Source organism: Nocardioides sp. GCM10028917 (assembly GCF_042666175.1).
GTDB lineage: Bacteria > Actinomycetota > Actinomycetes > Propionibacteriales > Nocardioidaceae > Nocardioides.
Map to the genome: position 1 here is coordinate 1456693 of NZ_JBHTFL010000007.1, position 11772 is coordinate 1468464.

Annotated in this window: 13 protein-coding genes and 1 pseudogene; 9 read left to right on the forward strand and 5 right to left on the reverse strand. The window is 72.3% G+C overall.

Annotated features, from left to right (window positions below):
* Positions 1-6 precede the first annotated feature (6 nt).
* The 5 genes from ACFQW6_RS16350 (at position 7) to ACFQW6_RS16370 (ending at position 3998) form a co-directional block, all read left to right on the forward strand.
* Positions 7-1188, forward strand: coding sequence for an acetoin utilization protein AcuC (locus ACFQW6_RS16350; protein ID WP_378547474.1), 1182 nt, complete (start codon positions 7-9; stop codon positions 1186-1188).
* 150 nt (positions 1189-1338) lie between these two features.
* Positions 1339-1545, forward strand: coding sequence for a helix-turn-helix domain-containing protein (locus ACFQW6_RS16355; protein ID WP_191194381.1), 207 nt, complete (start codon positions 1339-1341; stop codon positions 1543-1545).
* Between the two features lie 118 nt (positions 1546-1663).
* Positions 1664-1765, forward strand: coding sequence for a 30S ribosomal protein bS22 (locus tag ACFQW6_RS16360; protein WP_008356322.1), 102 nt, complete (start codon positions 1664-1666; stop codon positions 1763-1765).
* A 12-nt stretch (positions 1766-1777) separates the two neighbouring features.
* Positions 1778-2755, forward strand: a complete 978-nt coding sequence (locus ACFQW6_RS16365) for an NAD-dependent epimerase/dehydratase family protein (RefSeq protein ID WP_378547476.1) — start codon at positions 1778-1780, stop codon at positions 2753-2755.
* A complete protein-coding gene (locus tag ACFQW6_RS16370; protein WP_378547479.1) occupies positions 2748-3998 on the forward strand; it encodes a lysophospholipid acyltransferase family protein in 1251 nt (416 codons plus the stop codon). The genes ACFQW6_RS16365 and ACFQW6_RS16370 overlap by 8 nt, the downstream gene beginning before the upstream one ends.
* Before the next feature lie 26 nt (positions 3999-4024).
* Here ACFQW6_RS16370 and ACFQW6_RS16375 read toward each other — a convergent pair whose 3' ends face one another.
* The 3 genes from ACFQW6_RS16375 to ACFQW6_RS16385 all read right to left on the reverse strand — a co-directional run bounded on the left by ACFQW6_RS16375 (position 4025) and on the right by ACFQW6_RS16385 (position 7218).
* Complete coding sequence (locus tag ACFQW6_RS16375) at positions 4025-5323, reverse strand: DUF5667 domain-containing protein (RefSeq protein WP_378547482.1); 1299 nt, start codon at positions 5321-5323, stop codon at positions 4025-4027.
* 79 nt (positions 5324-5402) lie between these two features.
* Positions 5403-6212, reverse strand: coding sequence for a sigma-70 family RNA polymerase sigma factor (locus ACFQW6_RS16380; RefSeq protein WP_378547485.1), 810 nt, complete (start codon positions 6210-6212; stop codon positions 5403-5405).
* A gap of 85 nt (positions 6213-6297) precedes the next feature.
* Positions 6298-7218 (reverse strand): HAD family hydrolase, encoded by a 921-nt coding sequence (locus ACFQW6_RS16385; RefSeq protein WP_378547488.1) that lies wholly within the window; start codon positions 7216-7218, stop codon positions 6298-6300.
* Between ACFQW6_RS16385 and ACFQW6_RS16390 the strand changes: the two genes are divergently transcribed.
* The 4 genes from ACFQW6_RS16390 to ACFQW6_RS16405 all read left to right on the forward strand — a co-directional run bounded on the left by ACFQW6_RS16390 (position 7217) and on the right by ACFQW6_RS16405 (position 10658).
* Positions 7217-8785, forward strand: coding sequence for a class I adenylate-forming enzyme family protein (locus ACFQW6_RS16390; protein ID WP_378547491.1), 1569 nt, complete (start codon positions 7217-7219; stop codon positions 8783-8785). The two genes, ACFQW6_RS16385 and ACFQW6_RS16390, sit on opposite strands and share 2 nt — an antisense overlap.
* The gene (locus ACFQW6_RS16395; RefSeq protein WP_378547494.1) at positions 8782-9021 is read left to right on the forward strand and encodes a glutaredoxin family protein; all 240 of its coding nucleotides are present in this window, start codon (positions 8782-8784) and stop codon (positions 9019-9021) included. The genes ACFQW6_RS16390 and ACFQW6_RS16395 overlap by 4 nt, the downstream gene beginning before the upstream one ends.
* A 65-nt stretch (positions 9022-9086) precedes the next feature.
* Positions 9087-10055: an MsnO8 family LLM class oxidoreductase gene (locus ACFQW6_RS16400; RefSeq protein WP_378547497.1), complete on the forward strand. Its 969-nt coding sequence runs from the start codon at positions 9087-9089 to the stop codon at positions 10053-10055.
* Positions 10056-10109: 54 nt separating this feature from the next.
* Positions 10110-10658: a hypothetical protein gene (locus ACFQW6_RS16405; protein ID WP_378547500.1), complete on the forward strand. Its 549-nt coding sequence runs from the start codon at positions 10110-10112 to the stop codon at positions 10656-10658.
* A gap of 37 nt (positions 10659-10695) precedes the next feature.
* Here the strand turns inward: ACFQW6_RS16405 and ACFQW6_RS16410 are convergent, their stop codons facing one another.
* Positions 10696-11472 carry a hypothetical protein gene (locus ACFQW6_RS16410; RefSeq protein WP_378547503.1) on the reverse strand — a complete coding sequence of 259 codons (777 nt, stop codon included), beginning with the start codon at positions 11470-11472 and terminating at the stop codon, positions 10696-10698.
* 107 nt (positions 11473-11579) lie between these two features.
* A pseudogene (locus tag ACFQW6_RS16415) lies at positions 11580-11772 on the reverse strand (hypothetical protein); the annotation flags it as partial.

The following is an 11772-nucleotide window of genomic DNA, read 5'->3' on the forward strand; positions in this document are numbered from 1 at the left end:
CGCCACATGGAGTGTGCAGGGCCTGCGTCCGTCGTCTTCGACCAGACGCTCACGGAGTACAACTTCGGGCCCACCCACCCGATGTCGCCGGTGCGCGTCGACCTGACGATGCGCCTGGCCGACGAGCTCGGCGTGCTCGCCGGCATCAAGCGCGTCGACGCCCCCGTCGCCACCGACGAGCAGATCGCGACCGTGCACGAGCAGGGCCTCATCGACGCGGTCACCCGGGCCGGCGCGACGCCCGGCTTCGAGGACGCCGCCCGCGGCCTCGGCACCGAGGACGACCCCGTGTTCGCGGACATGCACCTCGCCAGCGCGCACGTCGTCGGCGCCACCCTGGAGGCGTTCCGCCAGGTCTGGAGCGGGGAGTCGCTGCACTCCGTCAACATCGCCGGCGGCCTGCACCACGCGATGCCCGACAAGGCCAGCGGCTTCTGCATCTACAACGACGTCGCGGTGGGGATCACGCAGCTGCTCGCCGATGGTGCCGAGCGGGTCGCCTACGTCGACATCGACGTCCACCACGGCGACGGCGTCGAGAAGGTCTTCTGGGACGACCCGCGGGTCCTCACCATCTCCCTGCACGAGACCGGGCAGATGCTCTTCCCCGGCACCGGCTTCCCCAGCGACACCGGCGGCCCCGGTGCCGAGGGAACGGCGGTCAACGTCGCACTGCCGCCCGGCACCGCCGACGCCGGGTGGCTGCGCGCGTTCCACGCCGTCGTACCCCCGATCCTGCGTGAGTTCGCCCCGCAGGTGCTGGTCACCCAGCACGGCTGCGACTCCCACATGAACGACCCGCTCGCCCACATGATGCTCAGCGTCGACGGCCAGCGGGCGGCCTACCTCGCCCTGCACGAGCTCGCCCACGAGGTCGCGGGCGGGCGGTGGGTCGTCACGGGCGGCGGTGGCTACTCCGTCGTCGACGTCGTGCCGCGCGCCTGGACGCACCTGCTGGCCATCGTCGCGGGCACCCCGATCGATCCGGAGCAGCCGACGCCTCCGGCATGGCGGGCGTACGTCGAGGAGGTGCTCGGGGCGACCGCGCCGCACCGGATGACCGATGGCCGCACGCCGGCCTACCGGGACTGGTCGGGGGGCTACGACCCCGAGACCTGGCTGGACCGCGCCATCAACGCCACGCGCACCGAGGTCTTCCCGCTCCACGGCCTCGACCCGCTGCCCTGAGGCAAGCCGACACGCCGCAGTCACACAAGTTTCTCTGGCATTACCCTTCCCCACGCGTCACGCGAGCCCTATTGTCAGCGAGAGCGGCACGCCTGTGACGCCGGTTCGGAAGCCGGCGCCGTCGCCGCGCAGAAGGATCGGTGCACACCCATGGCTGAGAACACCCCAGGTGACATGTCCGAGGCGCAGTTCCTGACCATCGCCGAGGTCGCGGCCAGGATGCGCGTCTCGAAGATGACGGTCTACCGGCTCGTGCACGGCGGCGAGCTGCCCGCCGTCCGCGTCGGCCGCTCCTTCCGGGTCCGCGAGGACGACGTCAACGAGTACCTCCGCAAGAGCTTCTACAACGCCGGCTGACGCCGCTCGTCCCCGGCCGGGATCCACTGGTCCGACTCGATTCCACGCTGCCCGCACCCGGCAAGTAGGGTGAGCGGGTCCGACCGACGAACGTCGGTCGCAAGGAAAGGTCTGATTCGTGGGTTCTGTCATCAAGAAGCGGCGCAAGCGCATGGCCAAGAAGAAGCACCGCAAGCTTCTCAAGAAGACGCGCGTGCAGCGCCGCAAGCTCGGCAAGTAACACCCCTCGACCATGGGGCGGGTCGTGCTGGTCACCGGGATCTCCCGGGACATCGGACGACGATTCGCGCGCGCCGCGACCGGCGACCCGTCCATCGATCGAGTCATCGGCGTGGACGCGGTCCCGCCGCGCGGTGACATCGGCGACGTCTCCTTCGTCCGCGCCGACATCCGCAACCCGGTCATCGCGAAGGTCATCGCGAAGGAGGACGTCGACACCGTCGTCCACATGAGCGTGATCGCGACCCCCGGCTCCGCCGGTGGGCGAGGGACGATGAAGGAGCTCAACGTCATCGGCTCCATGCAGCTGCTCGCTGCGTGCCAGAAGTCGACGACCGTCGAGCGGCTGGTCGTGAAGTCGACCACCACCGTCTACGGCTCGGGCCCTCGTGACCCCGCGATGTTCACCGAGGACATGGGTCCCAAGCGCCTGCCCTCCTCGGGCTACGCCAAGGACGTCTACGAGGTCGAGGGCTACGTCCGCGGCTTCGCCCGCCGGCGTCCCGACGTCGACGTCACGATGATCCGGGCGGCCAACGTGGTCGGCCCCCACGTCTCGAGCCCGCTGACCGACTACTTCCGGCTCCCGGTGATCCCGCGGGTCCTGGGCTTCGACCCGCGACTCCAGCTCCTCCACGAGGACGACCTGATGCGGGTGCTGCGCCACGCCGCGACCACCGGCGTGCCCGGCACCTTCAACGTCGCCGGCGACGGGGTGATGACGCTGAGCCAGGCCGTACGACGCCTCGGCACGCCGTCGGTCTCGCTGCCGCGCTTCGCGGTCGGTCGGCTCGCCTCGACCATGCGCCAGGCCCGCGTGTCGGACTTCTCGCCCGAGCAGCTGGGGTTCTTGACCTACGGTCGAGGCGTGGACACCACCCGGATGCGCACCGTGCTCGGCTTCGAGCCGCAGTTCACCACGGCCGAGGCGTTCGCCGACTTCTGCCAGTCGGTCGCGCCCGCCGTGAGGGAGGGGGCCGGCCGTGCCTGAGGAAGCCCGCCGCCGCGACGGCGACGACGCCGTCGTCATCCCGATCGGCACCGGCGGCCGCCCGGGCCGCGGTTCCGGCAGCGCCCGACCGTCCTCGGCCGCGCGCAACCTGGCCCCGTCGGCCCGCAAGGCCGCGTCCGCCGCGCCGGGCTCCCCGGCCGCGGGGAAGAAGAAGGCCCGCACCGGCGCGAGCCGGGCGAGCGGGTCGGCCCGCCCCACGTCGGTCCGCCCCACCACGTCGGCCCGGTCGACCGCGTCGACCGACCCGTCCGGCGAGGAGATCGTTGCGCCGCCCGCCGACGCGGGGCCAACCGCCGTCGACGACGTCGAACGGCCGTCGCCCACCACCGGCATCCCGGTCGGGGACTGGCTGGCCGCGGCCCAGGACGCCGCGCAGGAGATCTTCGGCGCCGACTGGGAGCGCCGCCTCGCCGAGCTGATGGCGTTCGTGCGCCGCCGCCTCGAGGGCGACTACGACGTCGACGACTACGGCTTCGACCGGGAGCTGACCGAGCGGTTCTTCATGGCCGCGCTCCGCCCGATCGCGGAGAAGTGGTTCCGCCTCGAGGTCCGGGGGCTGGAGAACATCCCCGCCGAGGGCGGCGCGCTCGTGGTCTCGAACCACTCCGGCACCGTGCCGATCGACGGTCTGATGACCATGCTGACGGTGCACGACCACGCTGGCCGCTTCCTGCGCCCGCTCGGCGCCGACCTGGTCTTCAAGCTGCCCCTGGTCAGCTCGCTCGCCCGCAAGGGCGGCGCCACCCTGGCCTGCACCGAGGACGCCGAGCGGATGCTGTCCGGCGGCGAGCTCGTCGGTGTCTGGCCGGAGGGGTTCAAGGGCATCGGCAAGCCGTACAGCGAGCGCTACAAGCTGCAGCGCTTCGGGCGCGGCGGATTCGTCTCGGCCGCGCTGCGCACCGGCGTACCCATCATCCCGCTCTCCGTGGTGGGGGCCGAGGAGATCTACCCGCTCGTCGGCAACGTTCCGTCGCTGGCGCGGCTGCTCGGGGTGCCCTACATCCCGATCACGCCGTTCTTCCCGTGGCTCGGTCCGCTCGGCATGGTGCCGCTGCCCTCGAAGTGGATCCTCGAGTTCGGCGAGCCGATCCGCACCGACGCCTACGAGCCCGGCGAGGCCGAGGACCCGATGCTGGTCTTCAACGTCACCGACCAGGTGCGCGAGACCATCCAGCACACGCTGTTCGACCTGCTGCGCGATCGCGGCAGCGCCTTCGGCTGACCTCCCGACGTCGTCGAGCCCAGCAGCTAGGGCAGGAGTCCGCCGGTCGCGTTGCCGAGCGTGCCGCCGGTGAGTCCGTCGAGGGTGCCGGTCACCTCGCCGATGAGCCCGCCGGTCGCGTTGTCGGCGCCCGACGTGAGGCCGCCGAGCGCGCCGCCGGTCACGTCGTCGAGCTGGCTCGTGAGGGTGCCGGTGGTGTCGGTGAGGCCGTCGGTGACGGTGTCGGTCGTGTCGGTCACCGTGTCGGTCGTGTCGGTCACCGTGTCGGTGAGGTTCTTGGTGATGTCCTTGACGGGCTTGGTCGGGTCGGGCTCGGCGGGGTCGGTGCTGGTCGGGTCGGGCACCACGGAACCCGGTCCGGGGCTGGGAGTGGTGGACGGCTGCGCGGTCGGCACGACCTGCTGCGGGTCGAGGGCCTCGGGGACAGTGATGCCGGTGAGGTCCTGGCCTGAGATCGGCGCTCCCTCCAGCGTCAGCTGGTCCGTGTCGAGGCCGCTGAGCAGGCCGACCTGCGGGGCGCTGGTCAGCAGGAACTCGGGGGTCGTGGTGATGCCGCCGGTGCAGGTCAGGCAGGTGTTGCTCACCTCGAGATCGAGGTCGGCGAGCGTCCGTCCGGCGGCGACGAGGTCGTCGCGGGCACTCTCGGGCAGCTCGCCCTGCAGTCGCTGGAGGCGGTCCATGCTGGTGGCGGTGAAGTCGCGCGCGACCTGCGCGTCGCTCTCGTTGCCGGTGGCCTCGTACGACACGAGCAGGCTGCGCACGCCGTCGCTGGACTGGCGGGTGAAGGAGTCGAGCGTGTCGGGCACGAGCTGGTCGCGCCCCGCGTCGCCGGCGGCCAGCTCCTCGAGCTCGGTGAGGCGGGTGCCGGCCTGGGCGAGCAGGGTGCGGCCGCGGTCGGCCTCGTCGGTGGCGAGGCGTACCTGCGCCGACTCGATCCCGCGCTTCACGCCGTAGAGGGACTCGCCGGGAAGCGCGGTCTGCGCCGCGACGGCCATGGTGGCCGCCGAGCCGACGAGGGCGGCGCCGCCGAGGAGGGCGCCGATGCGCCGCTGGCGAGTGCGCGACGAGGCAGGCATCGCCAGTGGTGACGGGGCGGGCGGCTGCCGCACCAGCGCGGTGTCGGCCTCGGCCATCAGGCGCTCGCGCAACGACGCGACGAACTCGGGCCGCGCGGTGACGGGCGGCACCGCCCGCAGGTCGGCGACGACGTCGAGCAGGTCGGCGTACGGCTCGGCGTCACGCCCCGAGGGCGTGGTCGTGGGGTCGCGGGAGAGGAGTGCCTCGAACTCTTCGGCACGGCGTCGTGCCGAGAAGGGGGCTGTCATCGCGGTCGTCCTGTCTCACAGCTGGCGGGTCCTCCCACTGGGGCGAACGAGCCAGACGGGGCAGGGGTTACGGGGTGTGTCACGCGTCTCTCAACCCCTCCGGCAGCAGCTTGGCGAGATTGCGCACCCCGCGGAGCTGGAGCTGCTTGACCGCACCGTCGGAACGGTCGAGGGCGCGCGCCGTCTCGGCGATCGAGAGGCCCTGCAGGAACCGCATGATGAGGCACTCGCGCTGCTCGACCGGCAGCTCGGTGAGCGCCTTGAGCAGCACCTCGTTGGTGAGGCCGGCGATGACGGTGTCCTCGGGCCCCTCGGTGGTGTCGTCGTGGGGGGTCATGTCCTCGGTGGTCATCTCGAGGCGGGTGCGGCCCGCCTTGAAGTGGTCCATCGTGAGGTTGCGCGCGATCGTCATCAGCCAGGCGCCGAAGTCCTTGCCCTGCCACCGGAAGCCGTTCATGCTGCGCAGCGCCCGGAAGAAGGTCTCCGAGGTGAGGTCCTCGGCGAGCGTCTGCGAACGGGTGCGGTAGTACAGGAAGCGGTAGACCGAGGCCTGGTAGTGGTCGTAGAGGAGGCCGAACGCCTCCTTGTCGCCGCCACGAGCGAGCTCGACGAGGGCGATCAGCCGCTCGCGCTCGGCCTCGTCGACCTCCGACGACGTCGCGCGGTCCTCGTCACCGACGGGGCCGGAGCCGGAGCGCCCGTCGGGGCCGCCGACGGACGCCGAGCCCGGCGTCGATGTCTGGGACAGCAGCACGTGGCCCACGGGCTGGAGGACGGGACGGAGGACGGGATCGAGGGACGGCTGGGGGGCCAGCGCAGCGAGGACCGCGCGCCGGAGCGCGTCCATGCCGTGCTCGAAGGCACGATCGAGGTCGTTCGTCGACCGCATGCGGTGTCCCCTCCCGGTTGCAGCACTATGCACGATAAGGGCCGTTCCCGGTCTTGTGAACCCGCGAGTAACTTTCAGTTACAGGTCAGGCGGAGCGGTCGCGCCCGCGCAGGCTCACCCCGGCGGCGACAGCGCCCGTCACCGCGCCGGCGACCGCTGCGCCGAGGAAGCCGACCCGCGCCGCCTTCCGGCCCGTGCGGTAGTCGTGGACCCGCCAGCCGTGGGCGCGGGCGTGCGCCCGGAGCCGGGCATCGGGGTTGATCGCGCACGGGTCGCCGACGAGCGAGAGCATCGGCAGGTCGTTGCTGGAGTCGGAGTACGCCGAGCAGCGGGCGAGGTCGAGTCCCTCGCGGGCCGCGAGCGCCTTGATCGCCTCCGCCTTGGCGGGGCCGTGGAGCAGGTCGCCCACGAGCTGGCCGGTGTAGACGCCGTCGACGTGCTCGGCCACCGTGCCCATGGCGCCGGTGAGGCCGAGCCGCCGGGCGATGATGGTGGCGATCTCGATCGGTGCCGCCGTCACCAGCCACACCCGCTGCCCCTCGTCGAGGTGGATCTGCGCCAGGGCGCGGGTGCCGGGCCACACCCGGTGCGCCATCGCCTCGTCGAAGATCTCCTCGCCGAGCTCCTCGAGCTCGGCCGTCGTGTGCCCGGCGATGAACGACAGCGCGGAGTTGCGCGCGTCGGCCACGTGCTCGGGGTCCTCGACGCCGGCGATCCGGAAGTAGGCCTGCTTCCACGCGGCGGAGGCGATCTCCTTCGTGGTGAAGAACTTGCGGCGGTGCAACCCGCGCGCGAAGTGGAAGATGCTGGCGCCCTGCATGACGGTGTTGTCGACGTCGAAGAAGGCGGCGGCGGTCGGGTCGCTCGGCCAGACGAGGGCGTTCTCGACGTCCGCCGATGCCGCCGCAGCCTCGCCCGCGAGGGCCGAGCGCTGCTGCAGGTTGAGGCGCCGGGGTCGCTCGGACGGGGTCACCCAGCCAGCGTAGCTGTGGAAGGATCGAGCCATGCCGCGCCACGACATCTCTGCGTTGGTGGCGGAGGCTGCCGACGACGTGCCCGACCGGCAGGCCCTCGTCGAGAGCGGCGGCCGCTCGCTCACCTGGGCCGGTCTCGAGGACGAGGTCGCCCGCATCGCGACGGGTCTCGGAGCCCACGGCATCCGCGCCGGCCAGCGCGTGATGTTCGCCGTCGGCAACCGCATCGAGTTCGTCACGACCTACCTCGGCGTCCTCCGGGCCCAGGTCGTCGCCGTACCGGTCAACCCCCGGTCGACCCCCGGCGAGCTCGCCCGGATGGTCGCCGACTCCGGCAGCCGGATGGTGGTCGCCGACGAGACCGCCCTCGACGCCGTACGCGCTGCGCTGGCCGAGCTCGACGCGGACGTCGCCCGGCCGGTCGTCGTCGCCACCGGCACCGCGCCCGGCGAGGGGGAGCTCTCCCTCGACGACCTGCGCGCGGACGTCGTACGTCCTGTCCCGCCGCTGCCCGACCCCGAGAAGCTCGCCGCCCTCCTCTACACCAGCGGCACCTCGGGTCGGCCCCGCGCGGCGATGCTCAGCCACCGCGCGATGCTGGCCAACCTCGAGCAGGTCGCCGCCGTCGAGCCGCCGATGATGCACGGCGACGACGTGGTGCTCGGGGTGCTGCCGCTCTTTCACGTCTACGGCCTCAACGCCGTGCTCGGCGGGGTGCTGCGACACCGTGCGCGGCTGCTGCTCGTCGAGCGCTTCGAGCCGCAGGCGGTGCTCGACCTCATCGACGACGAGGCGTGCAGCGTCGTGCCGATCGCGCCGCCCGTCTTCGCCCACTGGCTGCCCGACGAGCACCTGCGCGAGCGGCTCGGACCGGTCCGGCTCGTGCTGTCCGGGTCGGCGCCGCTCGAGGGCGCGGTGATCGAGGAGTTCACCTCGATCACCGGCATCCCCGTGCACCAGGGCTACGGGCTCACCGAGGCGTCGCCGGTGGTGACGAGCACGCTGTGCAGCCGCGACCCCCGCGCCGGTTCGGTCGGTGCGGCGCTGCCCGGCATCGAGCTGCGCCTGGTCGACGAGACCTGGGGCCAGGTCGAGGGGGAGGACCCCGGCGAGATCCAGGTGCGCGGGGACAACCTCTTCAGCGGCTACTGGCCCGACGGGTCCGACGGCCCCGACGACGAGGGCTGGTACGGCACGGGCGACGTGGGCTTCCTCGACGCGAGCGGCGACCTCTTCCTGGTCGACCGGGTCAAGGAGCTGGTGATCGTCAGCGGCTTCAACGTCTACCCGACCGAGGTCGAGGAGGTGCTGCGCGAGGTCGACGGCGTCGTCGACGCTGCCGTGATCGGCGTACCGGACGAGGTCACCGGCGAGGCCGTGGTGGCGTACGTCGTCGCGTCCTCCGACGGTGGGGACGCGGAGCGCGCGACCGACCTGGAGGGCGCCGTGCGAACCCACGCCGAGGGCCGGCTGGCGCGCTTCAAGCAGCCCTCACGCATCGAGGTCGTCGAGACCTTGCCCCTCACCGTGACCGGCAAGGTGCAGAAGGGCCGGTTGCGCGGCCTCGAGCGTCGTCGGGTCCAGGGGCTCCTCGAATGAGCACGCCCCGGATCACGCTGTACACCCGCCCGGGCTGCCACCTGTGCGACGACGCCCGCGTGGTCGTCGAGCGCGTCTGCGCCGACCTGGGGGAGTCCTTCGAGGAGGTCGACATCACCACCGACGACGACCTGGCGGACCGCTTCGGCGAGGACATCCCGGTGACCTTCGTCGACGGCAAGCAGCACGACTTCTGGCGCGTCGACGAGAACCGGCTGCGCGCCGCCCTGGGCTGAGCCGGCGGTCGAGCTGGGCTCGCGGGGCCGGGAAGACGGTCGGCCGATGCGGCGTTGGACGACAGGTGAAGGCATCCCTGCTCGACCGCTCCCGCACCCTCGTCGGCATGCCCGACGCCGAGGCCCTCGAGGCGACGGTCGCCCGGGCGGTGCACGCGGAGCAGGTCGGCTACGGCCGGTTCTGGGTCGCCGAGCACCACGCGGTCCCGGGCATCGCGTCCGGGACACCGGCGGTGCTCCTGGCCGCGATCGGAGCGCGTACTGACCGGGTCCGCATCGGGTCGGGCGGGGTGATGCTGCCGCTGCACCAGCCGCTGGTGGTCGCCGAGCAGTTCCTCGTGCTCGACGCGCTCCATCCCGGTCGGGTCGACCTCGGGCTCGGCCGGTCGCTCGGCTTCACACCGCCGGTGCGCCGCGCCCTCCGACGTGACCACGAGGACGGCGACACGTTCGAGGACGACCTCGAGGAGCTGCGCGGCTACCTCGAGGGCACCGCCGAGGTCACCGCACGGCCCTCCACGGGCGGGCCGGTACCGATGCACGTGCTGGCTACCGGGCGCGGGCTGGAGGTCGCCGCCCGGCTGGGCCTGCCCGTGGTCGTGGGTGGGCCCGTCCTCGGGTCCGCGGAGCTCCCCGACGCGCTGGCGCACTACCGCCGCGGGTTCCGCCCCCACCGCGGCAGCGAACCGCGCGTGACGATCTCCCTGGACGTCCTCGTCGCCGACGACGACTCGACCGGCCGCGAGCTCGCCCTGCCCGAGGCCTGGGCGATGGCACGCTCGCGTCAGACCGGCGAGTTCCCGCCGCTCCAGAGCATCGGTGCCATCCGCGAGGCGTCCTGGCCGAGCCAGGTACGCCGACGGGTGGAGGCGTCGCTCGACCGGGCCGTGGCCGGCAGCCCCGCGACCGTACGACGACGCCTCGACGCGCTGGTGGAGGCCACCGCCGCCGACGAGCTGCTGGCAAGCGGCTCCACCCCCGACCGCGAGGCCCTGCTGGCCTCGGACCTGATGCTGGCCGAGCTGCTGCGCTGAGCGGGCTGGTGGCGATCCCTCGCACCAGGGGCACGGTGAGCGCATTCTGAGGACATGGCTCACCTTGCAGCCCTAAGGACCGACAGCAGCGCGCGCCTGATCCGGATCGGTGGAGCTGCGGGCCTGGCAGGCGGACTGGCCTGGGTCGTCAAGGGCGTGACGATCCTCGTCGTGGGTGAGCAGCCGCCCCTGGCGTTCGGCCTGGCGCTTCCCCTGTTCGGCCTGAGCCTCCTGGGCGTGGCTCTCCTCACGTCGCGCGGGACCCGCCGGGCCGTCGCCGTGGGCCTGGCCTGGCTGGCCGTCATTGCCGGAGCGATGGCGTTGTGGACCGAGCTGTTCGACAGCGGATGGGACCAGTCGATCGCCGTGTCATCCCTGGCACTGCTGCTGGGGCAGCTGGCCCTGCCCAGGAGCGACGGCGCACCGGCCGCGTTGACGTTCTGGATCGGCGTGGCCACACTGCCGGCCCTTGCGGTCGGCGGCGCTCTGGCGGAGATCGACGAGCGACTCCTCGAGATCCCCCTCGTGTGCGTGGGGCTCGCGTGGATGCTGGTGGGATGGGGGACGTTGCGACACCGAAACGGAGCTCCTGCATCCGCATAGGTCCCGGTCAATCCATGCCCTCAGGTGGCGATCGTGCTCAGCGAGCCCAAACTCGGGCAGGAGTGCGACGACGGCTACGAACAGCAGGCCCCGGATCCAGAGCTGTGCCCGCTCCGGGCTGGGAGGGCGCGTCACCGGTCGAGCGCCGAACCAGAGATGGAGAGCTCCCGCCGCCACCACGATCAGTGCGGCCTGCCAGGACAGCCGAGAACGACCACGAGTCGGGTCGGGGCACCGCGGCGCCGATCCGGGCCGCGGCCACGGCGGTGAAGCATCCGGTGGCGATCGCCAGGGTGGTGAACGCGACGATGGCGAGCCATCCGGGCCCCACGATGCCGAAGTCCGGGTTGTCCGACCTGAGCGGGTCGATCGTGCTCCCGAAGACCACGAGCAGGCCAGCGCCGAACAGTGCCCCACCGGGGAGCCCGCGCGGAAGAGCGGGTTCGAGCACGGCGTACAGGAGACCGATGCCCGCTGCGGCGATGCTCATGAAGACGACGAAGAACACGGTGCCACCGACGGTGATGTCACCGACCACCGCTTCCGCCTCGGTGAGCCGGCCCTGGGCCTCCGGCGACGTCGCGGCCAACAGCCTCATCACCAGGCGTCCACCGGGGCCCACCACGAACAGTCCAGTGAGAACTCCGGCGTAGGCGCCTACGCACAGCCGACACGTCAAGGCGCGGACGGCCCGACCGCCCGGCGTCGAGTCCTCGTCGTCACCGGCAGGCACGTCGAGCGAGTAGCTGCGCCAGCGCACCGCCAGCACGAGGGCAACTGCCAGCATCACGCCGCACCCAAGCATCGCGGGCATCCCACCAGTATCGACCGGCGCTCGCGGGGCGGGAAGCCGCATCCGACGACGCCGTCAGGACGTTCCTGTGGCCCCACCGTCCGGGGGCGGCGGGGTCAGGGGCGGGGTCATGGTCGTCGCGGGCGCGGGATGCCGGGCAGTTCGGCCTCGTCGAGTGCGGTGGTGCCGGTGTGGTCGCGTCGGTAGCGGTGGCCGTGGGGGCTGGTCCACTCGAAGCAACAGGGCGAGGTCATCTCGTAGCGCCAGGCGGTGTGGGTCTTGAGGCGGTGGTGGAAGCGGCACAGGGCGGCGAGGTTGTCG